We start from the raw sequence: 25,428 nt of genomic DNA, 5'->3' as shown, positions 1-25,428 counted from the left end.
TCTAAAATATTGGAAGTGAAAACTATGGAAGTCGTGATCCAGCAATTAGTAAATGGGCTTTTTCTAGGCAGTATCTATGCTCTATTAGCGTTAGGGTACACAATGGTTTACGGTATTATAAAATTGATCAACTTTGCCCATGGAGAAATCTATATGTTGGGCGGTTTTATGGGGTATTTCTTTATCAACAAATTAAACTTAGGCTTTTTCCCAGCATTGATCTTATCAATGGCTGGTGCTGCTGTGATCGGTGTCGTGATTGAATTTTTAGCTTATCGTCCTTTGAGAAAATCAACAAGGATCGCAGCCTTGATTACAGCGATCGGTGTTTCCTTTTTACTGCAAAACGGGATGATCTATTGGTTAGGCCCAGAAAAAAAATCATTTCCTCAAGCAATCGAATTTAAAAACTATCAACTAGGCTTTATTCAGATTTCAAACATTCAAGTACTTATTTTAGTGATTGCTTTAGTCTTGATGATTGCCTTGCAGTTGATCGTCAAAAAGACAAAAATGGGGAAAGCCATGCGGGCAGTTTCTGTTGATGCAGATGCCGCGCAATTAATGGGAATCAATGTCAATCGTACGATTTCATTCACATTTGCTTTAGGCTCAGCGCTAGCAGCTGCAGCTGGTATGCTGATCGGTTTATATTATAATTCGATCGATCCGATGATGGGAGTCGTACCAGGACTTAAATCATTTGTTGCAGCTGTTTTAGGTGGCATTGGTATTATTCCAGGAGCAGCTTTAGGGGGATTCGTGATCGGTCTACTAGAAACGATTACCATTGCACTTGGTTTTTCTGATTACAAAGATGCAGTTGTGTATGCATTGTTGATTATTATTTTACTGATTCGTCCTGCTGGTATTTTAGGCAAGAACATCAAAGAGAAAGTGTAGGTGAGCGTGCATGAAAAAGAACTTAAAATATAATCTTATCTGGCTTTTAATTGCCGCTGGTGCGTATGCTTTTATTTATGTGCTGTACATCACTGGTGTGATTACACCGTTTACGGAGTATACTTTAATTACGATCGGGATCAATATTATGTTGGCGTTAGGATTGAACTTGATCATCGGTTTTTCTGGACAGTTTTCCTTAGGTCATGCGGGATTCATGGCGATCGGTGCGTATAGTGCTGCGATCATGACAGTGAAATATCCGACGATGGGTGGTTTTTTCAGCGGTATTTTATTAGGGATCGTACTTTCCGGGATCGTTGCTTTACTTGTTGGGATTCCTACACTGAGATTAAAAGGAGACTACTTAGCGATCGCAACACTGGGGATTTCTGAGATCATTCGAATCATTATTATCAACATGAAAGAGTTGACAAATGGTCCAGCGGGGATCTTTGGGATTCCTCCAATGGTCAGCTGGCCGATGGTGTTTGGCTTTGTTGTGGTTGTGACATTAGTTGTTGTCAACTTCATCCACAGTGGGCCAGGACGTGCGACTATGGCGATCAGAGAAGATGAGATCGCTGCTGAATCCATGGGGGTCAATACGACAAAATATAAAGTAGCAGCCTTCATCATTGGTGCTATTACAGCAAGCGTTGCGGGTGCTATTTATTCAAGCTATGTTCAAACGATTGCGCCAAAAGATTTCGGTTTTATGAAATCGATCGACATTTTGATCATTGTTGTATTCGGTGGCATCGGTAGTGTGACGGGTACTTTTATTTCAGCGATCGTTTTAGGGATCTTGAATATGTTCTTACAAGACGCCGGTGCATTAAGAATGATCATTTACGCATTAGCTTTGATTATCATCATGATTTTTAAACCAGGCGGACTCTTAGGAACGTGGGAATTCTCTGTTAAAAAATTATTCAAACAAAAGGAGGAGAAATCACATGCCTCTACTGAACGTTAGTAATTTAACGAAAAATTTTGGCGGTCTTGCAGCAGTATCAAATGTAAATTTGACCTTAGAAAGTAACGAATTAATTGGTCTGATTGGGCCAAATGGCGCAGGTAAAACAACGTTGTTTAATCTTTTGACAGGTGTTTACGAACCTAGTGAAGGAACGGTCACTCTTGATGTACTTGGAAAAGAACATCGATTGAATGGGATGAAACCATATAAAATCGCTGATATGGGATTGAGTAGAACGTTTCAAAATATTCGTCTTTTCAAAGATTTAACAGTAATGGATAATGTGCTGATCGCAATGAATAGTAAAAATAAAGAAGGGATTCTATCCAGTATTTTACGTTTACCGACTTTCTATAAAAAAGAAGAAGCGATGGCGGATAAAGTACACGAGCTGCTGGCTATTTTCGGTTTGGAAGACAAAGTCGATACATTGGCAAAAAATTTACCTTATGGCGAACAGCGACGCTTAGAAATCGTTCGTGCATTGGCTACGCAGCCAAAGGTATTGTTTTTGGATGAACCGGCTGCAGGAATGAATCCGCAAGAAACTGCTGACCTAACTGAACTGATCAGGAAAATCCAAAAAGAATTTCAGATCACGATCGTCCTGATCGAGCATGATATGAGTTTGGTCATGGAAGTTTGTCAAAGAATCTATGTGCTGGAGTATGGAAGAATCATTGCTGAAGGGGATCCAGAAGCGATCAAAAATGATCCTCGAGTGATCGAAGCTTATCTTGGAGGTGAACTATAATGTTAACTGTTGAAAATCTATCCGTGCATTATGGTGTGATCCAAGCGGTACGCAATGTAAATTTTAAAGTAGAAGAAGGGGAAATCGTTTCATTGATCGGAGCGAACGGTGCAGGTAAGACCACGATTTTAAGAACTATTTCAGGCTTGAATCGTCCATCAAGCGGAACGATCACGTTTGTTGGGCAAGAAATCCAAAAAGTAGTTCCTCAAAAAATCGTCGCATCTGGTCTTTGTCAAGTGCCGGAAGGTCGGCATGTCTTCTCAGGACTAACTGTTCAGGAAAATTTGGAAATGGGTGCTTTTCTTAGAAAAGATAAGCAATTGAAGGAAGATTATGAGATGATTTTTGAACGGTTTCCTATTTTGAAGGAACGTAAAAATCAAGATGCCTCTACCTTATCGGGTGGGGAACAGCAAATGCTGGCGATGGGCAGAGCATTGATGTCTAAGCCAAAATTATTATTATTAGATGAACCTTCCATGGGGCTGGCACCCATTTTTATTCAGGAGATATTCAATATTATTCAGGAAATCAATAAACAAGGAACGACCGTTTTGCTGATCGAACAAAATGCAAAAATGGCGCTGTCAATTGCTGATAGAGGCTATGTATTGGAAACGGGAGAAGTAGTGTTGAGTGGACCAGGTAAAGAGCTATTAGAAAGTGAAGAAGTCAAAAAAGCATATTTGGGAGGGTAAAAACATGAGCGTTAGTGATTTTATGACCAAAACATTAATTGTAGCACAGCCGGAAATGAAGATTTTTGATGCGGTCGATCTAATGAAAAAAAATAATATCCATCGTTTACCAGTTGTTGAAAAAGAACGGATCGTAGGGCTGATCACAGAAGGAACTATTCAATCTGCGATGCCGTCTAAAGCAACGAGTTTAAGTGTTTACGAAGTAAACTATCTACTGAACAAAACAACAGTTGCTGATGTGATGGTAAAGAAAGTTCAGACGATCAAACCAGAAGCTTCTTTGGAAGATGGTATCTATCAAATGCGTCAAAACAATATTGGTGTTTTACCGGTAGTTGATGCAAATGAACAGTTAGTTGGAATCATTACAAATAATGATATCTTTGATGCTTTCTTAAAAATCACTGGCTACAATGATGGCGGGACAAGAATTCAGCTTCGAATCCCTGAAGATCATAAAGGGATCTTAGCAGATATCACTAAATTATTGGCGGAAAATGATTTTAGTATATTAACAGTTGTGGTCAACCGAAAAGAATTAGAAACGATTATTGAGCTTCAGATAGAAAGCCGTGAAACAACTAAAATTGAACAAATCCTAAAGAAAGCTGGCTATGACGTTTTTGAAGCAGTTTTAGTATCGAAAAAGACATAAAAAAGTAGCAAAGTCAAGTGATGGTAACGTTTTTTTTCTGAGAAAACCGTTTGACTATTGCAAATGCATATGATAATTTTAATAGTGAAGACTTTTGTATTTTTGAATAAATGGTGTGTGTGGTTGCACTATTTCTGATACATATGATCTTCTATAACCTTAAAAATAAGGTGTTGTTGAAGGTATAATTGTTGCAGTTTTACTGCAATTGATTATAAATATATAAGATAAGGAGGAATGAAAATGAAAAAAGTTATCGGATTTGTCGTTGCTTTAGTGATCGTATTGGGTTTTGCAACTCCTGCGTTGGCTGATGGTGCAATTTCAGCAGTTGAACAGCCAATACTTAATGAATTGAATGCTGGCGCTACAATCGGCGGTAAGAAATTTGCTTTTGGTGCAGCTGAGATCAATGCAGCAGAAAACCACTTGAAACGTGTTGATTTGACACAAGCTCAAGCAGATGAAGCAATCAAAAACATTCAAGCTGCGCGTGCGCTAGTCGAAGGTGTTTCTGTAGATGCTTCTGGTGCAAATACACTTGGAGATGCGCTTAGATTATTACCAGCAAACGTGATTTCTCAGTTGCAGAGCTATGTTGTTGCGGCTGGAAATGCAGTAGGTGTGAAAATCACTTTTGGTGCTGGCGGAAGCTATTCAGCAGTGACTATCACTGACACTAAAGGAGCACCTGTATATAGCACTGGAACACCAGTAAAAAATACAGGCTCAAATTACGTACTTAGCGGAATTACTTTTGGTTCACTAATCGTTGCTGCAGCAGGTGCAGTATTTGTGAGCAGAAAGAATAAACTAGCTTAATATGAAAAAATTAAAAAGAGTAGGGGCATTTATTTATGTGCCTCTTCTCTTTATGTTTTTTGGCTATTTAACCATATATATTATTGGTGCACCTGTCATTAATTTTGCTTCTTCTGCTGTCGAATTGATTTCGTTGAATGATGCTCCTTCTTTTGAACAAAAAGGAAACAACCTGTTTGCCGAAAGAAGTCAAGAAAAAAAGCAAGCATCAAACAACCAGTCGACAGATTCTGCACAGACCGAAACAGGACAAACAGCTGACCAAACAGGAACGACTCAAGCCTCTGGAACAGAAGCTTTAGCATCCACGACCGTCGTCTATCCGACAGGCGGAGATCAGTTTGGAGAAGTTGTTATTGATAAAGTTGGGATTAATGAACCACTATATTATGGAGATAGTGAAGAAATTTTGCGTTTAGGCGCAGGTCAATACATTGGCAGTATGATTCCAGGAGATTTAGGAACAACATTGATCGGCGGGCATAATATGCCTTCTTTCGGGAAAATCTATTATTTAGAGCCAGGAGATGAAGTCAAGGTTCATACTCATTATGGGGATTATACATATCAAGTAACGGAAGTCAAAATTGCGAATTATAAAGATCCATCAATCAATACGAAGCTAGGTGACCGTACGAAACGTTCACTGATTTTATACACCTGCTATCCATTGGATGCGATTGGCTTAACACCAGAACGTGTATTTGTTTCTGCAGATTATGTGTCTGGACCGATTATTGATGAAAAATCATAAAAAAGGAGAAACAGTGAAATGAGAAATCGGGGTCATCTGTTGAAGGTGCTTTCGCGCTTTTTTATTGCATTTTTGTCATCTGTTTTCTTATTTGCTTTTTTGATTTTACTTGCATTGAGATTGACTCTTTTTAGTGAAAACTATATTACAAAACAGGCCTCTCATGCGGATTATTATACCAAACTAGCAGGGGAGATCAATCGACAGATTGAAAATAGTGCATTAGGAAGCAACATCCCAGAAGGTGTGCTGAATCAAACCGTCAGTAAATCATTTGTTCAAAAAGATGTGGACGCATATTTCAAGGCAATGTATCACACAGGAAGCAAGTATTCCATTTCTAATGAAAAGCAAATTCAGGCTTCTGTTTCTGAGGCAATTACAGCGTACATGAAAGAGAAGAATATAGAGATAACGCCAGAATCAGAAAAAGCGGTCAATGACTTAGGAGATAATGCTGTTAAGATATACAAAGGCTATATCGAATTGCCCTTTTTAGTTTCTTATGGGCGAAAAGTAATGAATTATAAATCAAAAATAGTCATTTTTATGGTCATTTGTGGCGTTTTATGGGGACTGCTGAGTCTTTCTCTTTATTCATCACTGCGAGGCTATTTTCATCGTTTATTGAGATATTGGTCGTATATCACTATCGGCAGCGGATTGATGATGGTTGTTGTGCCTGCTGCTATTTTGATACAAGGATTTCTGAAAAAATTAGGGATCCAATCAAAAGCGATGTATGATTTTATACAAACCTATTTATCAAGCTTTTTATGGCTGTTTATTATCATAGGGATTGTGTCGATCATAGCGGGTATTGTCTTTGCACTACTGAGTGAAATCAAACGAAAACAGTTATTTAGTACCTAAATGTAAAATATCTGGCATCTACTTTAAATGGTAGGTGCTTTTTTTTGTATAACGTGATAACATAGAGGCTTGGAGGGATGAGAATGTCTAAAAAGAATAAAGATATTGAAGTACGAATAGAAGAGAGTCAAAAAAAGATCAATGGTGAACAGCTGACTATCAATACTTTAATGATCGGCAAAAAAGAAATTGGTCAAGTTGTTACACAAGCTGAAAAAAAATTCGCAGTATTGATCGACGGACGAAATGAAGCGACAGTCAAAACGCTGGATGAAGCGATCGAATACGTGATTCGTCAATGGAATTTGAACGACTAAAATAAATAACAACTTTTTTTCGAAAAGTGCTTGCAATTTACTCAGAAATTTTGTATTATAACTAAGTCAGGTTTTTTACTAAAACCTTTTGGAGGAATAGCGAAGTGGCTAAACGCGACGGACTGTAAATCCGTTCCTTAGGGTTCAGTGGTTCGAATCCACTTTCCTCCATTTTATTTTTGGGGTATCGCCAAGCGGTAAGGCAACAGACTTTGACTCTGTCATGCGTTGGTTCGAATCCAGCTACCCCAGTCTTATCAAAACAACTCATTGGAGTTGTTTTTTTATTTACGAAGGACAGAGGCTTTTGTTCTCTTTTTCAAAAATATATGATAAAGTGAAAGAAACATATGAGGAGTGAGATCAATGAACATCAAAGAGAAAATAACTGAAACAGCTGAAAGATTATATGATTTAGCAAACGAAGGAAAATACGATGTGAAGGTAAATCTTTTTTCAAAAAAGAAAAATGGAGAGAAAGCTTCAGGTGTGAAAGTTATCTCTTCCAGAGATACAGCACATACTAAAAAATGGCGTGCTAAAAACCGCTAGAAACACGAGATGAGATAAAGGTTGCTTAGATTCGATCGATTATAGTAACGAACAAGCAACATGTTTTTGTATCGCTCGTTCGCTGTGAAATGGCCGAGTAACCTGATTTTTGGTCATATTTATTAAAAGTTAGTGCCTGAAACAAAACTTTTTTAGTTTTGCTTCAGACACTTTTTTTGTGCTATTTATCGATCTCGATCCCTAGAACGGTCAGGTGTCCGTTTCCAACCAATTTAATAACAAGTCTGGCCAAATGATTTGGCGACATGTCTGTGTTACTTGTAATCCACCAATGGAGCGTTCCTGTAAAAATCGATGTCATGTATTCAATAATGAAATCGATTGGAACTTCGATCTCGTTTTCGGTGATTTTTAGCTTGGAGAAAATATCTGCATATTTATCATAAATGATTTCTGCTAATTTCTTTCGCAGCAATTCATTAGAACTACCATCCATGATCGTTAAAAAAAAGTTTTTATTTTTTTGGATATTGATATAAATATGTGTGAGAAGAAATTCAATTTGTTTGACTTTGATTCGATTTTTTACAATGATTTGTTCCGTATCGATGACAGAAGTAAAGGCATTGACGGCAAAATCAAAAATTTGTTCATAAAGATCCTGTTTATCTTTAAAATGAGCATAAAAAGTCGCGCGATTGATCATCGCTTCATCTGCAATGTCTTGGATCGTGATACAATCATATCCTTTTTCCTCAACTAAATGAAAGAAAGCTTCGATGATCATTTTGTGTGTTCGCTTTACCCGCAGGTCTGTTTTCTTCGACATATAAAAATTCCTTTCAAAATAATCAACAGATTTGATAAGTTTGTTGCTTATCTCACAAATTTGGGTGTTTTGCTTGTTGCAAATAAATTAGAATCTTTCTAAAATATACATAAGTATTATATCAGACACCTTGTAGGATAATCAACAAAGTGTTGGGAAATAAAAAGGGATGGACAATAGGGAGATAAAACAAATGACAATAAGAGCAGGAATAGATGTCGGTTCGACGACTGTGAAATTGGTAATTATCGATGAAGAAAATCATACCAAATTCGCAAAATATGAACGACATTACTCAGATGTGAAAGCAGCTACAGAAAAAGTTTTGATAGAAGCAATGAATGTTCTTGGTGAAAAAACACCTCTTACAATGACCATTACGGGTTCCGGAGGAATGGGTCTCGCAGATGTCCTAAACATTTCTTTTGTTCAGGAAGTGATCGCCTGTACAAGAACAGTAGAAGAAATTATTCCCGAAACCGATGTTGCGATCGAACTAGGCGGAGAAGATGCAAAGATCACCTTTTTCGATGGTGCGTTAGAGCAACGGATGAATGGCAGCTGTGCTGGTGGGACGGGAGCTTTTATCGATCAAATGGCCGTCTTATTAAAAACAGATGCAAACGGAGTCAATGAACTGGCGAAAAACTATGAAACGATTTACCCGATCGCTTCAAGATGCGGAGTATTTGCTAAAACTGATGTTCAACCCTTGATCAATGAAGGTGCAGCAAAAGAAGATATTGCTGCGAGTATTTTTCAAGCAGTTGTCAATCAAACGATTGCAGGGTTAGCTGCAGGAAGAAAAATCAAAGGAAAGATCGCCTTTTTAGGTGGACCGCTTTTCTTTATGTCAGAGCTTAGAAAACGATTTATTGAAACGTTGGATGTTCAGCCGGAAGATGTCATCTTCCCGGAAAACCCTCAGCTATTTGTTGCGATGGGAGCAGCTATTTATTCTGAAGGTGCGAATTCTACTACCTTAGAAGAGCTGATCCAGCGCTTGACTCAGGGAGATCAGGAACAATTGAAGCCAACCGATACCTTGGAACCGTTATTCCAAAATGAAGAGGAATTAAAGGTTTTTAGAGCCCGCCACGATCAGGCTAAAGCACAAGAAAAGCCTTTATCTGAACATCAAGGTGTCGCATTTTTAGGAATCGATGCAGGGTCTACAACAACTAAAGTCACGTTGATCGATGAAGATGGTAATCTGTTGTTCTCATTTTATGGAAACAACCAAGGACAGCCTTTAGAAACAACGATGGAAGTTTTGAAAGACTTGTATCAGCAAATGCCGAAGGATGTCTTTATCGGTAAGGCAGCAGTGACAGGTTATGGCGAGCATTTGATCAAAAATGCTTTGAAGGTCGATATCGGTGAAGTAGAAACGATGGCGCATTATAAAGCGGCGGATCATTTTCAACCGGGTGTAGATTTTATTTTAGACATTGGCGGTCAGGATATGAAAGCAATGACGATCAAAGATGGCGTTTTATCCTCGATTCAACTGAATGAAGCTTGTTCATCGGGGTGTGGTTCATTTATCGAAACGTTTGCTAAATCGTTGAATTATGATGTGAAAGATTTTGCGATTGAAGCGTTGAGTTCAAAAGCACCGGTGGATTTGGGTTCACGTTGTACCGTATTCATGAATTCTAAAGTAAAACAAGTTCAAAAAGAAGGAGCTTCCGTTGGAGATATTTCAGCAGGACTATCCTATTCAGTTATAAAAAATGCTATCTACAAAGTAATCAAGGTCCGTCGACCAGAGGAATTAGGAAAGAAAATCGTTTGTCAGGGTGGTACTTTTTATAATGAAGCTGTTTTACGGGCATTTGAAATGATCAGTGAGCGTGAAGTGGTCCGTCCGTCTATTGCTGGCTTGATGGGCGCTTATGGTGCTGCATTGATCGCTTTGGAAAACTATGAATTAGGGCAAGAGACAACGACTCTTACTTTAGAAGAATTGGACACATTTACTGCAGAGAAAGAATTTACTCACTGTGGTCTTTGTGAGAACAACTGCATGATGACTGTAACTATTTTTTCAGACGGTCGTCAGTTTGTAACGGGGAATCGTTGTGAAAGAGGCGCCAGGATCAAAGTCAAAAGAGAAGACCGGAAAGTCAATATGATCGACTACAAATACCGTAAGCTCTTTAAATACCGTCCATTAAAAGAAAAGGATGCGAAATATGGTCGGATCGGGATTCCTCGTGTATTGAATATGTATGAAAATTATCCGCTATGGCATACGTTCTTTACTGATTTGGGCTTTAGGGTAGAATTATCCCCTCGTTCAAATAAAGAGCTATATGAACAAGGGATGGAAACCATTCCTAGCGATACTGCTTGTTACCCAGCAAAAATTACTCATGGACATATTCAAGCGTTGATCGATGCAGAGATCCCGATGATTTTTTATCCGGGTGTTGTGTTTGAACGTCAGGAATCAGCAGAAGCAGACAATCATTTTAACTGCCCAATCGTTCAAAGTTATCCAGATGTGATCCGAAACAATGTTGATGATATTAGAGATGGCAAGGTCGACTATCGTAATCCATATATCAATTTGGCTGATGAAGCGTCTGTTGCTAAAGTGTTGAGTGATACTTTTGCAGATCTAGGAATTTCGTTGGATCAGGTGACTGACGCTTTACGCCATGGTTATGAAGAGTTGGATGCTTTTAAAGAAGCGATTCGCAGTAAAGGGGAAGAAACCCTTGTGATGCTGAACCAAAAAGGTGAAAAAGGAATCGTTCTATCTGGTAGACCTTATCATTTAGACCCGGAAATCAATCATGGAATCGCAGATGTGATCACACAAGAAGGATTTCATGTATTGACGGAAGATAGCATTTCTCATTTAGGTGACGTAGGCAATTTACGTGTCGTCAATCAGTGGGTCTATCATTCTCGTCTATATGCTGCTGCTCGTGTCGTTGCTAAGTCTAAAAATCTAGAACTTGTTCAGTTGAATTCATTTGGCTGCGGGCTGGATGCAGTAACAACCGATCAAGTAGAAGAAATCATGGAACAATACGGCAAGATCTATACAGTCTTGAAAATCGATGAAGGATCGAATCTAGGAGCGATCCGAATTCGCTTGCGTTCACTCAAAGCTGCAGTTGGTGAAAGAGAAAAAATGAATTTTGAGCCAAAATTGAAGCATGAAGAACTGGAAAAAATCGTATTTACAAAAGAAATGAAACGAACGCATACATTACTTTTACCAATGTTAAGTCCGATCCACCAATCAGGACTAGTTGATGAAGCTCTAAAAGCATCGGGGTATAATGTGGTTTGTCTGCCCGCTGATGACCGCGAAGCAGTCAACGTTGGATTGAAATATGTAAACAATGATGCTTGTTATCCTGCGATCATTTCAATTGGGCAGCTTGTTGAAGCACTCGAGAGCGGTGAATATGATTTAGATCATGTGAGTGTGATGATGACACAAACCGGTGGCGGATGCCGAGCAACGAATTATATTCCACTGCTTAGAAAAGCATTGAATGATGCTGGATTCCCGCAAGTACCTGTTGTTTCTGTTTCAATGGGCAATAAAGGGGTAGAATCGACCCCAGGCTTCAAATTTACTTTACCTATGTTGAAGCGTCTGGCAGTTGCTTTCTTATATGGTGATTTATTTGAACGAGTTGTTTATCGGACCCGCCCTTACGAGACTGAAACAGGCATGATCGATGCACTTCATGAAAAATGGTTGAAGCAAGTAGAAAAAAATGTTCGCAATGGTTCTTTAACTTTATTTAACCGTAATATGAAAAAAATCATCAAAGAATTTGATGAAATCCCGCTGCTGGATATTCAAAAGCCAAAAGTAGGTGTAGTAGGGGAAATCCTAGTCAAATATTCTCCAACGGCAAATAATGATATCGTCCGTTTGTTGGAAGCAGAAGGTGCTGAAGCAGTTGTTCCGGATATCGTTGGTTTCATGAACTATTCTTTATACAACCAAATTTTTAAATACGAAAATCTTGGGATGTCGAAGCAAAGCAAAAATTTAGCAAAATTTGCGATCCGAATGATTGAATATGTTGAAAAACCGATGGACAAAGCATTGAGAAATTCGAAGCGTTTTGATGGAATCAGCTCTATTCATGAGCTGGCTGAAGATGCTGGGAAAATTTTATCGATTGGAAACCATACAGGAGAAGGTTGGTTCTTGACTGGGGAAATGATCGAGCTTTTGAAATCAGATGTAAACAATATAGTCTGTATGCAGCCATTTGGTTGTCTGCCGAATCATGTGGTAGGTAAAGGTGTTACGAAAGAATTAAGACGGCAGTATCCTAAAGCGAATATTGCACCGATCGATTATGATCCAGGAGTATCTTTAGTCAATCAATTAAATCGTATTCGTTTAATGATGGCTACTGCACACAAAATGATGGATGAAGAAAAAATCCATTCCTAGTAAAAAGATAGTAAAGAGAGCGGAGCAAAACTAAAGTCAGTTTTGCTTTGCTCTCTTTAATTCTTAATATAAGGTAGCTGTAAGTTAGGCTCTTTATCAATTCTGAAAAAAATGCTAAAAACGAAATAGTTTTGCCTTTTTTTGCCTGTATTGACCGATAGTTATACGCAGCCAAAAGATTTCTTTCTTTTCGCAACGAATGAAACGGAAGAAGCATACCAAATTGCTTGATAAAACCTCTGGATACCTTGATTTTAGAACTTTTAGTTGTTTCTAAGGTATATACCAGTTATAATAGAAAGGAAGAGAATAACGAGGAGGAAATCAGATGGTGTCTAGTTTACCAGTTTATATACAAATCCATGATAAAATCAAAAATGACATAGAACACGGAGTTTGGAAGATTGGGGACAGACTTCCATCAGAACGTGAACTTGCCACGCAATTTGGCGTGAGCAGAATGACTTTGAGACAAGCGATTCAAACGTTGGCAGATGAAGGGATCTTAGAAAGAAAAATCGGTTCTGGGACCTATGTAGCCCGAAAAAAAGTACAGGAAAAAATGACTGGAACAACCAGTTTTACAGATATTATGCTTTCGCAAAACCGAGTACCTTCCAGCCGCACCGTTTCTTATTACGTAGCCAAGCCAAGTTCTAGCGAAATGGAAAAACTGAATCTGACAGAAAATGAGCAAATCGTTCGTATGGAGCGGATTCGATTTGCTGATGACCTGCCTATTTGCTTTGAAGTCGCCAGTGTCCCATACTCTCTAGTAGATCGTTACAGCAAAACAGAGATCACGAATTCCTTTTATAAAACATTAGAGGAAAAAGGCGGCAATAAAATCGGTCATGCAAATCAAACGATCTCTGCTATGCAGGCTTCTGAACAAATTGCCGACTACTTAAAAATCAAACGCGGCGACGCTATTTTACGCCTGCGTCAGATTTCTTACTTTGAAAATGGTACGCCATTTGAATATGTTCGTACACAATATGTTGGTAACCGTTTTGAATTTTATTTAGAAAAATAAGCGAGATAGGAATCGTTGATCTTTCAAAAAGAAAGTATCAGAGATTTCTATCCCGCTTTTTATTTTGTTAAATCCATTTTTTCATTGATCCAATATATCAATATACCACCGATCGACATCGACAAAAGTTCACCTAAAGCGACAGTCAGCCAAGTATAGAAAAAAGGTAACTGGTAGAAAAAGGCAAGCTGACCAGCAACAGTGAACATCGATAAAGAACAAAGTAAGGCGGTAACGATCATTTTTTTGCGCAGATTTTTAAGACGTCGTGTCAGATAATAGGAGAGCTGTAAAATCAATAGTGTGGATACACTCCCGATCGCAACATCCACTAATCCTAAAGGCGACGCGAGATTAGCGATAGCAACACCTAAAGTGACTGCCCAGATGTAACGTTTATTGAATAGAGGCAGGTAATTAAACAGTTCAGAAAACCTAAGCTGAACTACTCCGAAGCTAAAAGGTGCTAGAAAAACGGTCACAGCAATATAAAGTGCTGTCACTAATGCCATTTTTGCGATAGAAACGGCAGACCATGGCTTAGTCTGGGTGTTTGACTGATTCATATGTATTCTCCTTTGTAAAACAGGCGGGCCCGTTTTAGTAATAACTATGACCAAAGGAAGTGACAGCATATTCTGCCAACTGAAGTGTCATAGTGTGAATCTTTTCACTGTTATTCATGTTACCGAATCTAGGGATATTTGTAAATAGATAAGGCATTGAAATAGATGATCTATTTATTTGACAAGCCAACCACCGTCGATCGTCATCACCGTTCCGTGAATATAATCTGCTTGATGGCTAGCTAAGAATAAACTCAATGAAGCAACTTCCTCAGGTTTGGCCCAGCGTCCAGCAGGTGTTTCGCTTGCAACCCATTCGGCCATTTGACCATCACCTGCAAAGTCTGCTGCATTCATTGGTGTTTTGATCGCACCTGGAGCAATCGCATTTGTACGGATACCTTTTTTGACATAGTCATAGTCCAATTGTTTGGTATAACCGATGATCGCATGTTTGGAAGCTGTATATACTGCGCCGCCTCCGCCAGCGACCATCCCAGCAATAGATGCCATATTGATGATAACGCCATGCTGTTGCTCGATCATCTGGGGCAATATGAGGTTAGTAACAAGAAACATGCCTTTTAGGTTAATGTCTAACACGCGATCCCACATTTCCTCCGTCGTATCCAGACTAGGCGTATAATCGTCAAGGATCCCAGCTGTATTTAGCAGAATATCGATAAAACCAAAGCATTCATTCGCATATTTGACTGCTGCAAGAATCTCATCCTTTTGTGTAACATCACCAATATAGCTGATAAAGGTACCTGTTGTTTCAGCACTCTTTTTTTCGGTTTCAGTTAATCCTGTTGGATCAAGATCAAAGCCTAGGACATTTGCACCTTGAGCGGTAAATGCTACAGCTTGCGCTTGACCGATCCCGGAAGCAGCCCCTGTCACAAAAATAGTTTTTCCTGTATATTCGTCGAAGTGCATGATTCATCCTCTTTTCTATTCAGTATAAAAAGCTAGGCAACTTCTCTAAAGTTTCCTAGCATAGTCATCATATTTATTCTGCTGTTACGATCTTCCAATCATCAGCCAATACATCACAAGGTGTCGGTGAAAACATACTGTATCCCTCGTCAGATGTTTTGATCAAAAAATAGGGAGTGACCTGGAGAAATGAACCATCAGATGTACCGATTTCATCCCTCAACTCAATATATAATTCAAACCCGCTCCAACCTGTTCTGACCGCTTTTGCGCCTCTTTTAATCTGTGGCAATACTTCTTCAAATGTCATCTGTTTCCTCCGTTTTCGTAATAGGTATTTCGTGGTATGAACATTCGCCTTTGACAAAGGTGACTTGGCCATTCAATTGTTCAATGATTTCTGCTTCAAACTGTTCTATTTTTGCTTCATCTATTAGACAAATCACTTCAACTTTTTCTGCGTAGAGTGTTTCTTTTAGTGTGTAAAGGCTATGTTCCATAAAGTTTTGAACTTTGCCTAGATTAGGATAGCTGATCTGTAGACGTATTTCTTGCTGTAGTTTCCCCTCAACTAATCCAATATCAGTCAGCGCCTGAGAAACTGCGTGACTATAAGCGCGAATCAAGCCGCCAGTGCCAAGTTTCGTTCCGCCAAAGTAACGAGTAACGACAGCAACTACATTGATCAATTCCTTTTTCTTTAAGACTTCAAGCATCGGAACGCCAGCTGTTCCGCTAGGTTCGCCATCATCACTGCTTCTTTGGATATCACTATTATCACCGATTATGAATGCGCTGCAATTATGGTTCGCCTTCCAATGCTCTTTTTTCTTTTCGGCAATAAATGCTTTCGCCTCTTCTTCGGAGTAAACTCGCTTAAGCGCGCAAATAAAGCGCGATTTTTTGACCTCGATTTCACTTTCGCCATCAGAGTGAATGGTAAAATAACGTTCAAGCATTTTCTCATTCCTTTACTTAAATAGTATCCTAAGTATAAAAAAAATAAGAAAGAGAAGCAACCATCTATAAAAAAAGGTGAAAATAAATGAGCTTCGTTTGCTTCTGAAGGTATTTATGAGATAATAATGAAAAGAATACTGGAAGATAAAGGAGTGGAAAAATTGGCAAAAGAGCGGCAGAAGAAATACGATAGCGTTACCCATTATTTAATGAACAACGGCGGATCTCAGGTTACTTTAACGTTTACTCAATTTGATGAGTTGCTATTTCCTCATTCTGGTCTTCCTAAAACAGCTCGAACAGAAATTGATTGGTGGGCCAATGACCACAAGCATCCTGAAAAAGGTGCATATGGCTGGCTGAATGCGGGATATCAGGTGGTGCAGGTAAACATTTTAAAGGAGTACGTTGTTTTTAATAAACTACTAAAGTCCAACTGGCTTTTTGAATAATAGTGTGTGATCGTGTATAAGTAGTAAGCGTTGACAAAATATCTGGTTTTACTATAATAGATGTAAAGAATCAAGTAGATTGTGTTATATTAACAGAGACAAGAAGGGATGAATGAAGATGGCTAAAAAAACAATTATGTTGGTTTGTTCAGCAGGAATGAGTACAAGCCTACTTGTAACGAAAATGCAAAAAGCAGCAGATGCTCAAGGATTAGAAGCAGATATTTTTGCTGTATCCGCATCTGAAGCAGACAATAATTTAGAAAGTAAACCAGTGGATGTTTTACTATTAGGACCTCAAGTCCGTTTTATGAAAGGTGATTTTGAAAAACGCCTTGAACCAAAAGGTATTCCTTTAGATATCATCAATATGGCGGATTACGGCATGATGAACGGAGAAAAAGTATTACAACAAGCGTTGAATTTGATTGAAAATAAATAGGTTAAACTAGAGTCAGAAAAAAATTATTTCTCTAGATTTTAAGATCTTAAGCATAACTCTTTGAGCTATGTTTAAGATCTATTTTTTTGAAAAATAATAATGAAAAAATGCGTAGTTTACTAGAGGAGGGAGAATATGCAAGAATTATGGGGAAGAAAAGTTTTACTGAAAGAAATCAAGCAGCTAACCAATCACTATCAATGTTTGCCAACGATGAAAGAACGGACGAGTAGATCGATCCAATGTTTACGTTGCGGACAACTTCATGAAAAACAAACGGTAAAGCTTTTTAACGGCGTTTATTTTTGCCCTGCGTGCATTCAATTGGGACGTGTGGATACGGGGCAGTGTTTTTATCATCTTCCCGAACCTGAACTGATACCAAGAAGTGTTGATTTTTCTTGGGAGGGTGAACTTACTAAAGGACAACAGGAAGTTTCTGATAGTTTATTGACTTCTGCAGATAAAGGAGAATCTAAAATGGTTTGGGCTGTCACAGGTGCAGGGAAGACCGAAATGCTGTTTAATACGATCCATGATTGTTTGGGTAAAGGAAAACGAGTGGCGATCGCTTCGCCGCGAGTGGATGTTTGTTTGGAACTATTTCCTAGAATACAAGCTGTTTTCCCTAATGAAGAGATGATCTTACTTCACGGAAAAATGGAAGAAGACTATCGATATACTAAGCTTTTAGTATGCACGACGCATCAATTATTACGATTTTTTCAAGCATTCGATTTACTGATCATTGATGAAGTGGATGCTTTTCCTTTTGTTGGCAATCCGTTATTACAGTATGGTGTAGTACAAGCAATCAAAAAAGATAGTTCGCTTATTTATTTAACAGCCACCCCAACCCAAGAATTAATGAAGATGACGAACCAAAATCAGCTTAAATTAAGTATTTTACCGGCACGTTATCATCGCAGATGCCTGCCTGTACCTAAAATAAAATGGAGCAAGCACTGGCAAAAGAAAATTACACATGGAAAAGCCCCCAAAGGATTGATCACGTTGATTCGCCAGTTGCTAGTTGACAATGACCTATTGATTTTTTGTCCCAGCATTGTACAGATGGAGCAATTAGAAAAAATTCTGAATGGGATTTTTTCAGATATACCACTAACATGCGTTCATTCTCAAGATACAGACAGAATCAAAAAGGTATTGAATATGAGACAAAAAGCGTATCGTATTCTGATCACATCTACGATTTTAGAAAGGGGCGTAACTTTTGATGGAGTTTCTGTTATTGTATTAGGTGCAAATCATCCAGTATTTACTGTGGCTGCTCTGGTTCAGATTGCTGGGCGTGTTGACCGGAAAATGATCTATACTGCTGGAGAAGTTTGGTTTTTACATGATGGCTGTACGCAAACGATCAAGGAAGCTGTTCAACAAATCAAAAAAATGAATAGAATTGGAAGAGAGCGGGGGTTGATCGATGAATTGTAATTATTGTCGTCAACATATCACTAGAAATTTAACATTGGCCGAAATTTTTTTACCTAAGCGGATAATCACTGAGCAGTTATGCTCACAATGCAGTAAAAAATTCCGACGTTTAACTCAAAAAGACAGTTGCAAAGGCTGTCAAAAACAACAGACCAAAGAGTTCTGTACAGACTGCATTAAATGGCAAAAGTTATTTCCAAATTATGAGTTTCACCATGAAGCCCTCTTTTCCTATGATCAAGCGATGCAAGAGTGGATGGAAGAATATAAATTTAAAGGAAATTATCAGCTTCGTCATAGCTTTGCTTTAGATCTAAAAGCCTATTTCAAAAGAAAATCTAATATGATTGTGGTTGCTGTGCCTGTATCAAAAAAACGTATGGCTTCAAGAGGCTTCAATCAAGTTGCTGGTTTGTTAGATGCTGCAGGAATCGCACATGAACCATACTTAGTGCGTTTTTCAAATGGTTTATCTCAAGTTCAAAAAAATAGGCAAGAGCGTATGAGCTTAGAGCAGCCTTTCAAATTGACTGAAATAGCTGAACAGACTATCAATAACAAGGAGATACTTCTTGTTGATGATATCTATACAACAGGTCGGACGATTTTCCATGCCGCGGAAGTTATTTTAGAAAAGAGACCCGCAAAACTGCATACGTTTTCTCTTGCGAGGTGACAGTAAAATTAAAATCAAAAATCGACCGCAATTTTGTTGGCAAAAGAAGGATAGTTCGTTATAATAGAATTAAGAAGAAGGATAACAGAGTGGTCCTTTTATTCCTTCTTTAGTGTCAGATGAAAGGGGTAATTGTTATGTTTAGATACAATGTGCGTGGAGAAAACATCGAAGTTACTGAAGCTATCCGAGACTATGTAGAGAAAAAAGTAGGGAAATTGGAACGCTACTTCAGTGATTCACCTGAAGCAACTGTTCATGTAAACTTAAAAGTATATACAGAAAAAACAGCAAAAGTTGAGGTTACGATCCCTCTACCTTATTTAGTTTTACGTGCAGAAGAAACATCACCAGATTTATATGCAAGTGTTGATTTGGTTGTAGATAAATTAGAACGGCAAATCCGTAAGTTCAAAACAAAAATCAATCGTAAATCTCGTGAAACAGGAATAAACACTGCAAAAGCAGCGATTTTCCTTAATGGTGAAGAAACACAAGAAGAAGCACCAGAACTAGATATTGTTCGTACAAAACGTCTTTCATTGAAACCGATGGATAGCGAAGAAGCTGTTTTACAAATGAACATGCTAGGACATAACTTTTTCATCTTTGAAGATTCAGAAACAAACGGAACAAGCATTGTTTACCGTCGTAAAGATGGCAAGTATGGCTTGATCGAAACAGACTGATCGATTAGAGTAACGTTGATCGATGATATTTTTGAGATATTGAAGAGACTGAAGCAAGACGGCAGACGTTTTGCGCAGTCTCTTTGCTCATTTTAGTACTATTTACATAATAAAAATGCTATAATAAATCGTTAATATTGATAGAAGTTATTTCCTTTCTGGTCAACTAATGATAAAATGGAAAGGATGATTGTGCATTTGGTGCAAAAATAAATAGAGTTTATTGAAAGGAACACTTAAAAACATGGCAAATTTTTTGAAAAAGATGATCGAAAATGATAAAAAAGAATTGAAACGCTTGGAAGGCATTGCGGCTAAAATAGAAGGCTTTGCATCTTCCACTGAAGCATTGAGTGATGAAGAATTAAAAGCAAAAACTGATGAATTCAAAGCACGTTACCAAAAAGGCGAAACTTTGGATCAGTTGTTGCCAGAAGCTTTTGCTGTTGTTCGTGAAGCAGCTAAACGTGTATTAGGTTTATATCCATACCCTGTTCAGCTAATGGGTGGGATCGTATTGCATGATGGAAATATCCCTGAGATGAGAACAGGTGAAGGGAAAACCTTGACTGCGACAATGCCTGTTTACTTGAATGCTTTAACTGGTGAAGGCGTACACGTTGTAACGGTCAATGAATACTTGGCAACACGTGACTCAGACGAGATGGGTGAGCTTTACAATTTCTTAGGTCTGACAGTAGGTCTAAACATCAATTCAAAAACATCAGAAGAAAAACGTGATGCTTATAACTGTGACATCACTTACAGTACGAATAATGAATTAGGCTTTGACTATTTACGTGATAACATGGTCGTATATCGCAATCAAATGGTACAACGTCCGTTAAACTATGCAATCGTGGATGAAGTGGATTCAATTTTGATCGATGAAGCACGTACACCATTGATCATTTCAGGACAAGCAGAAAAATCGACTGCCCTATATACACGTACGGACAATTTTGTAAAACGTCTGAAAGAGGAAGAAGATTATAAAATCGATGTACAGTCTAAAACAATTGGTTTAACAGAAGCCGGGATTGAAAAAGCAGAAGAAAACTTTGGCTTAGACAACCTATATGACATTGAAAATACAGCTTTGACTCACCATATGGATCAAGCATTACGTGCCAACTACATCATGTTGCGTGACATTGATTATGTGGTACAAGAAGGTAAAGTTCTGATCGTTGACCAATTCACAGGACGTATCATGGATGGTCGTCGCTATTCTGATGGTCTGCACCAAGCGATTGAAGCCAAAGAAGGCGTAGAGATCGAAGATGAAACAAAAACAATGGCAACAATCACATTCCAAAACTATTTCCGTATGTACAAAAAACTTGCGGGGATGACAGGGACAGCGAAAACGGAAGAAGAAGAGTTCCGTGAAATCTATAATATCCAAGTATTCCAAATTCCAACAAACCGTCCGATCATCCGTGACGACCGTGCTGATTTACTTTACCCAACATTGGACAGTAAATTTAAAGCAGTCGTTCAAGATATCAAAGAACGTTACCACAATGGTCAGCCAGTATTGGTTGGTACAGTTGCGGTCGAAACATCCGAATTACTATCAGAATTGCTGAATAAAGAAAAAGTACCGCATGAAGTTCTGAATGCGAAAAATCACTTCAAAGAAGCAGAAATCATTATGAATGCTGGTCAAAAAGGCGCAGTAACGATTGCAACCAATATGGCCGGACGTGGAACAGATATCAAGCTTGGCTTAGGTGTCGTTGAACTTGGCGGTTTAGCTGTTATTGGTACAGAACGCCACGAATCACGTCGTATCGATAATCAATTGCGTGGACGTGCAGGTCGTCAAGGAGATCCTGGGGTTTCACAATTTTACTTATCTCTTGAAGATGATTTGATGAAACGTTTCGGTTCTGAACGGATCAAAGCGTTCTTAGATCGAATGAATATTGAAGAATCTGATGCTGTGATCCAAAGTAAAATGTTAAGTAAGCAAGTAGAATCAGCGCAAAAACGTGTAGAAGGAAACAACTATGATACACGTAAAAATGTTTTACAATACGATGACGTTATGCGTGAACAGCGTGAAGTTATTTATGCTCAGCGTTTAGAAGTGATCATGGAAGAAAATGAATTGACTGAAACATTATTGAACATGGTGAAACGTACAATTTCACGTGTTGTAGAAAGTCATACACAGCTTGAAAAAGAAAATTGGAACTTAGAAGGAATCGTTGACTTTGCTTCTTCAACACTTGTCCATGAAGATTCTATTTCAAAAGCAGACATTGAAGGAAAATCACCAGAAGAAATCAAAGAATATTTGGTGAAACGTGCTCAGGAAGTTTACGATACGAAAGCTGAACAATTGAACGGCACGGAACAATTGCTTGAATTCCAAAAAGTCGTTATTTTAAGAGTCGTAGATACAAAATGGACAGATCATATCGATGCAATGGATCAATTACGTCAATCTGTTGGGTTACGTGCGTATGGACAAAATAATCCATTGGTTGAGTATCAAACAGAGGGTTATAACATGTTTGAAGAAATGATCGGTGCGATCGAATACGAAGTGACTCGTCTATTTATGAAATCAGAAATTCGTCAAAATGTTCAACGTGAACAAGTGGCACAAGGCGAAGCTAGTCATCAAGGTGACGGTGAAGAACCGCAAAGCAATACAAGTGCGAAGAAAAAACCAGTACATGTTGATGAAAAAATTGGAAGAAACGATCCATGTCCTTGCGGCAGCGGTAAAAAATACAAAAATTGCCACGGCAAAGATATGTAATAATCAATGAAGGTGAGGTGGCCCCTCACCTTCATTAATTATGTTAATGAGCATAATCGAAAGGAAGAAATGATCATGGAAAATGCTGAAATTCGAACACTTTTAGATGAAATGAACCAATCAATCACAAGCTTCAGGGGGTCTCTTTGACTTAGATCAGTTGGAAGAAGATATTGCAGAAGCTGAAAATAGAATGGCAGAACCTGGATTTTGGGATGACACAGAAACAGCTCAGCAGCTGATCAATGAAACAAATATCCATAAAGAAAAATTCCAGCAATTTCATCAATTTGCAGATGAACTGGAAGAACTAGAATTGATGAGCGAGATGCAGCAGGAAGAATTCGATGCTGAGACTCAGACAGAATTAGAAGAACGGTTACTGGCGTTGAAAGAAAAGCTCAGTATTTATGAACTTTCTCTTTTATTAAACGAACCTTATGATAAAAATAATGTCATTATGGAATTGCATCCGGGAGCCGGTGGTACAGAGTCGCAGGATTGGGGAAGCATGTTACTTAGGATGTACACTCGATGGGCGGAAAGTCATGGTTTCCAAGTCGAAACTCTTGATTATCAAGCTGGAGATGAAGCAGGTATCAAAAGTGTGACACTTTTGATCAAAGGATATAATGCTTATGGCTATTTGAAATCCGAGAAGGGCGTCCATCGTTTAGTTCGAATTTCTCCTTTTGATTCTGCTAAACGCCGCCATACTTCATTTTGTTCTGTTGATATTATGCCTGAATTAGATGAGAATGTTGAAATTGATATCAATTCGGATGACTTGAAAATCGATACCTATCGTGCGAGTGGAGCTGGAGGGCAGCATATCAATAAAACAGAGTCAGCTGTTCGAATCACTCATATTCCTACTGGCACAGTCGTTGCCAGCCAAGCTCAGCGTTCGCAATTAAAAAACCGGGAACAAGCAATGGGCATGTTGAAAGCAAAGCTTTATCAATTGGAAATGGATAAAAAAGCACAGGAAGCTGCTGCTTTACGTGGAGAGCAATTAGAAATCGGTTGGGGTTCACAAATCCGTTCTTATGTTTTTCATCCTTATTCAATGGTCAAAGACCACCGAACCAATTTCGAAACAGGAAATGTACAGGCTGTAATGGATGGAGATTTAGATGGCTTCATCGATGCTTATTTAAAACATCAATTAAATTGAGCTGTTTACATAAATGAAACCAAATTGTAAACTCTTGAAAGAGCCTTGAAACAAAGACATGTTATAATGATTGATAGTCTAGAAAACAGAGATGGAGAGAATACGCCATGATTGAAATGAAAGATGTAATGAAGAAATATTCGAATGGTACAACAGCTATCCGTAATATTTCAGTAGAAATTAACCAAGGTGAATTCGTTTATGTGGTTGGTCCTTCAGGTGCAGGTAAATCAACATTTATCAAATTGATGTATCGCGAAGAAAAAGCAACAAAAGGGCGCTTGAAAGTTGCCGGCCATGATTTAATGAAAATAAAAAATGCGGAAGTCCCATACCTTAGAAGAGAAATCGGGATTGTCTTTCAGGATTATAAACTATTGACGAAAAAAACAGTTTATGAAAATGTAGCCTATGCAATGCAGGTTATTGGCCGTAAGCCAAGAGATATCAAAAAACGAGTAATGGAAGTTCTTGATTTAGTTGGACTAAAACATAAAGTTCGTGTTTTCCCAAGTGAATTATCTGGTGGGGAACAACAGCGTGTATCAATTGCTCGAGCAATTGTAAATACACCTAAAGTTCTAATTGCAGATGAACCGACAGGAAACCTTGACCCCGAAAATTCATGGGAGATCATGAAATTATTGGATCGGATCAATGCACAAGGGACAACAGTCGTAATGGCGACACATAATAGTACGATTGTAAACACGATTCGTCATCGCGTTATTGCCATTGAAAATGGTCGTATTATTCGAGACCAAGCGGAAGGAGAGTATGGCTACGATGATTAGAACGTTCTTTACTCACGTCCTAGAAAGTATTAAAAGTTTAAAACGTAACGGCTGGATGACGATTGCTTCTGCCAGTGCAGTTACGATTACTTTAGTTCTTGTTGGGATTTTTATGGCAGTGATCTTCAATGCGACCAAGTTAGCAAAAGATATCGAAGAAAACGTAACTGTTTCGGTTTTTGTTGATATTGGTACGACACCAGAAGAAATGCAAAAATTAGAAAAAGAATTAAATAAAATCGATAATGTTGAAACGATTTCTTATTCAAATAAGGATCAACAATTGAAAAAAATCCAACAACAAATGGGTGAAGCATGGAACCTATTTGAAGGGGATAGCAATCCATTATATGATGTTTACTACGTAAGTGCGAAAGAGCCATCAGATACGAAGAAAATTTCGCAAAAAGCAGCAAAACTGCCAAATGTCTTTAAAGCAGATTACGGTGGCGTATCATCTGATAAGATCTTCAGTATTGCCGGCAAGGTTAGAACATGGGGATTAGGTGCAGCAATTCTACTATTGTTTGTCGCTGTGTTCTTGATTTCTAACACGATTCGTATTACGATTCTTTCTCGTCAAAGAGAAATCCAAATCATGCGATTAGTTGGTGCAAAAAACGGATATATCCGCTGGCCATTCTTTATTGAAGGGGCTTGGATCGGATTGATCGGGGCAATCATCCCGATTCTGTTATTAACATTTGGATATCAACAATTTTACAATTTATTCAACCCTCAACTATTGCGCTCAAATTATTCACTATTGAAACCAGAATCATTTGTTTGGCAATTAGATTTATTGATGGTCGTGATTGGGATGACGATTGGTTCATTAGGTTCTATCATTTCAATGAGACGTTTCTTAAAAATTTAATAGAAAAAAAGCAGACGAATTTTGTCTGCTTTTTCTTTACTT

26 protein-coding genes and 2 tRNA genes are annotated in these 25,428 nt (G+C 38.3%); 23 read left to right on the top strand and 5 right to left on the bottom strand.

All coding sequences use genetic code 11. The features are described 5' to 3' along the window. Positions 1–24: 24 nt before the first annotated feature. The 12 genes from A5889_RS04500 (at position 25) to A5889_RS04445 (ending at position 7,316) form a co-directional block, all read left to right on the top strand. The gene (locus tag A5889_RS04500) at positions 25–903 is read left to right on the top strand and encodes a branched-chain amino acid ABC transporter permease (RefSeq protein ID WP_087641262.1); all 879 of its coding nucleotides are present in this window, start codon (positions 25–27) and stop codon (positions 901–903) included. Positions 904–913: 10 nt separating this feature from the next. Beyond that, positions 914–1,882: a branched-chain amino acid ABC transporter permease gene (locus A5889_RS04495; RefSeq protein ID WP_087641263.1), complete on the top strand. Its 969-nt coding sequence runs from the start codon at positions 914–916 to the stop codon at positions 1,880–1,882. Then, entirely contained in the window at positions 1,863–2,639 is a 777-nt protein-coding gene (locus A5889_RS04490; RefSeq protein WP_087641264.1) for an ABC transporter ATP-binding protein, read from the top strand. The genes A5889_RS04495 and A5889_RS04490 overlap by 20 nt, the downstream gene beginning before the upstream one ends. Further along, positions 2,639–3,340 carry an ABC transporter ATP-binding protein gene (locus A5889_RS04485; protein WP_087641265.1) on the top strand — a complete coding sequence of 234 codons (702 nt, stop codon included), beginning with the start codon at positions 2,639–2,641 and terminating at the stop codon, positions 3,338–3,340. Before A5889_RS04490 ends, A5889_RS04485 begins: the two co-directional genes overlap by 1 nt. Before the next feature lie 4 nt (positions 3,341–3,344). Then, a complete protein-coding gene (locus tag A5889_RS04480; protein WP_087641266.1) occupies positions 3,345–3,998 on the top strand; it encodes a CBS domain-containing protein in 654 nt (217 codons plus the stop codon). 243 nt (positions 3,999–4,241) lie between these two features. Further along, positions 4,242–4,820, top strand: a complete 579-nt coding sequence (locus A5889_RS04475; RefSeq protein ID WP_087641267.1) for a hypothetical protein — start codon at positions 4,242–4,244, stop codon at positions 4,818–4,820. A 1-nt stretch (position 4,821) separates the two neighbouring features. Further along, positions 4,822–5,574, top strand: a complete 753-nt coding sequence (locus A5889_RS04470; protein WP_087641268.1) for a class D sortase — start codon at positions 4,822–4,824, stop codon at positions 5,572–5,574. 18 nt (positions 5,575–5,592) lie between these two features. Beyond that, entirely contained in the window at positions 5,593–6,447 is an 855-nt protein-coding gene (locus A5889_RS04465) for a hypothetical protein (RefSeq protein ID WP_087641269.1), read from the top strand. 83 nt (positions 6,448–6,530) lie between these two features. Next, the gene (locus A5889_RS04460) at positions 6,531–6,764 is read left to right on the top strand and encodes a DUF2969 domain-containing protein (protein WP_087641270.1); all 234 of its coding nucleotides are present in this window, start codon (positions 6,531–6,533) and stop codon (positions 6,762–6,764) included. A gap of 90 nt (positions 6,765–6,854) precedes the next feature. Beyond that, positions 6,855–6,935, top strand: a tRNA-Tyr gene (locus tag A5889_RS04455). Positions 6,936–6,944: 9 nt separating this feature from the next. Continuing rightward, positions 6,945–7,016: transfer RNA gene (locus A5889_RS04450), tRNA-Gln, on the top strand. A 114-nt stretch (positions 7,017–7,130) separates the two neighbouring features. Beyond that, on the top strand, positions 7,131–7,316 hold the full coding sequence (locus tag A5889_RS04445; protein WP_087641271.1) for a hypothetical protein: 186 nt from the start codon (positions 7,131–7,133) through the stop codon (positions 7,314–7,316). Between the two features lie 181 nt (positions 7,317–7,497). Here the strand turns inward: A5889_RS04445 and A5889_RS04440 are convergent, their stop codons facing one another. Continuing rightward, positions 7,498–8,106: a TetR/AcrR family transcriptional regulator gene (locus A5889_RS04440; RefSeq protein ID WP_087641272.1), complete on the bottom strand. Its 609-nt coding sequence runs from the start codon at positions 8,104–8,106 to the stop codon at positions 7,498–7,500. Positions 8,107–8,299: 193 nt separating this feature from the next. On the opposite strand from A5889_RS04440, the gene A5889_RS04435 reads away from it, so the two are divergent. Both A5889_RS04435 and A5889_RS04430 read left to right on the top strand, forming a co-directional pair. Next, the gene (locus A5889_RS04435) at positions 8,300–12,547 is read left to right on the top strand and encodes a 2-hydroxyacyl-CoA dehydratase (protein ID WP_087641273.1); all 4,248 of its coding nucleotides are present in this window, start codon (positions 8,300–8,302) and stop codon (positions 12,545–12,547) included. A gap of 328 nt (positions 12,548–12,875) precedes the next feature. Further along, positions 12,876–13,583, top strand: coding sequence for a GntR family transcriptional regulator (locus tag A5889_RS04430; RefSeq protein WP_087641274.1), 708 nt, complete (start codon positions 12,876–12,878; stop codon positions 13,581–13,583). A gap of 59 nt (positions 13,584–13,642) precedes the next feature. On the opposite strand, the gene A5889_RS04425 is transcribed toward A5889_RS04430, so the two are convergent. The 4 genes from A5889_RS04425 to A5889_RS04410 form a co-directional block, all read right to left on the bottom strand. Beyond that, positions 13,643–14,149: a QueT transporter family protein gene (locus A5889_RS04425; protein WP_087641275.1), complete on the bottom strand. Its 507-nt coding sequence runs from the start codon at positions 14,147–14,149 to the stop codon at positions 13,643–13,645. Positions 14,150–14,323: 174 nt separating this feature from the next. Continuing rightward, complete coding sequence (locus A5889_RS04420) at positions 14,324–15,088, bottom strand: 3-oxoacyl-ACP reductase (RefSeq protein WP_087641276.1); 765 nt, start codon at positions 15,086–15,088, stop codon at positions 14,324–14,326. A 73-nt stretch (positions 15,089–15,161) separates the two neighbouring features. Beyond that, entirely contained in the window at positions 15,162–15,398 is a 237-nt protein-coding gene (locus A5889_RS04415; RefSeq protein WP_087641277.1) for a DUF2829 domain-containing protein, read from the bottom strand. Next, entirely contained in the window at positions 15,388–16,047 is a 660-nt protein-coding gene (locus A5889_RS04410; protein WP_087641278.1) for a YigZ family protein, read from the bottom strand. The genes A5889_RS04415 and A5889_RS04410 overlap by 11 nt, the downstream gene beginning before the upstream one ends. A gap of 162 nt (positions 16,048–16,209) precedes the next feature. Between A5889_RS04410 and A5889_RS04405 the strand changes: the two genes are divergently transcribed. The 9 genes from A5889_RS04405 to ftsX all read left to right on the top strand — a co-directional run bounded on the left by A5889_RS04405 (position 16,210) and on the right by ftsX (position 25,386). Beyond that, positions 16,210–16,500, top strand: coding sequence for a DUF7662 domain-containing protein (locus A5889_RS04405; RefSeq protein WP_087641555.1), 291 nt, complete (start codon positions 16,210–16,212; stop codon positions 16,498–16,500). Between the two features lie 118 nt (positions 16,501–16,618). Next, complete coding sequence (locus tag A5889_RS04400; RefSeq protein WP_087641556.1) at positions 16,619–16,942, top strand: PTS sugar transporter subunit IIB; 324 nt, start codon at positions 16,619–16,621, stop codon at positions 16,940–16,942. A 135-nt stretch (positions 16,943–17,077) separates the two neighbouring features. Next, entirely contained in the window at positions 17,078–18,397 is a 1,320-nt protein-coding gene (locus A5889_RS04395) for a DEAD/DEAH box helicase (RefSeq protein ID WP_087641279.1), read from the top strand. Further along, positions 18,387–19,073 carry a ComF family protein gene (locus A5889_RS04390; protein ID WP_087641280.1) on the top strand — a complete coding sequence of 229 codons (687 nt, stop codon included), beginning with the start codon at positions 18,387–18,389 and terminating at the stop codon, positions 19,071–19,073. Before A5889_RS04395 ends, A5889_RS04390 begins: the two co-directional genes overlap by 11 nt. 137 nt (positions 19,074–19,210) lie before the next feature. Then, positions 19,211–19,762 (top strand): ribosome hibernation-promoting factor, HPF/YfiA family, encoded by a 552-nt coding sequence (gene hpf / locus A5889_RS04385; protein WP_087641281.1) that lies wholly within the window; start codon positions 19,211–19,213, stop codon positions 19,760–19,762. Positions 19,763–20,006: 244 nt separating this feature from the next. After that, a complete protein-coding gene (gene secA, locus A5889_RS04380; protein ID WP_087641282.1) occupies positions 20,007–22,538 on the top strand; it encodes a preprotein translocase subunit SecA in 2,532 nt (843 codons plus the stop codon). Between the two features lie 75 nt (positions 22,539–22,613). Further along, positions 22,614–23,715 (top strand): peptide chain release factor 2 gene (gene prfB / locus A5889_RS04375; RefSeq protein ID WP_140405338.1). Its coding sequence is split into 2 segments (ribosomal slippage): positions 22,614–22,685 and positions 22,687–23,715, totalling 1,101 coding nucleotides; the frame shifts between segments, so codons are not numbered across the junction. A gap of 107 nt (positions 23,716–23,822) precedes the next feature. After that, a complete protein-coding gene (gene ftsE, locus A5889_RS04370; protein ID WP_087641284.1) occupies positions 23,823–24,509 on the top strand; it encodes a cell division ATP-binding protein FtsE in 687 nt (228 codons plus the stop codon). After that, complete coding sequence (gene ftsX, locus A5889_RS04365) at positions 24,502–25,386, top strand: permease-like cell division protein FtsX (protein WP_087641285.1); 885 nt, start codon at positions 24,502–24,504, stop codon at positions 25,384–25,386. Before ftsE ends, ftsX begins: the two co-directional genes overlap by 8 nt. Positions 25,387–25,428 lie beyond the last annotated feature (42 nt).

It is taken from the genome of Enterococcus sp. 9D6_DIV0238, assembly GCF_002174455.2.
In the GTDB taxonomy this organism is placed as follows: Bacteria; Bacillota; Bacilli; order Lactobacillales; family Enterococcaceae; genus Enterococcus_L; species Enterococcus_L dunnyi.
This window is presented reverse-complemented; position numbering and strand designations above follow the sequence as displayed.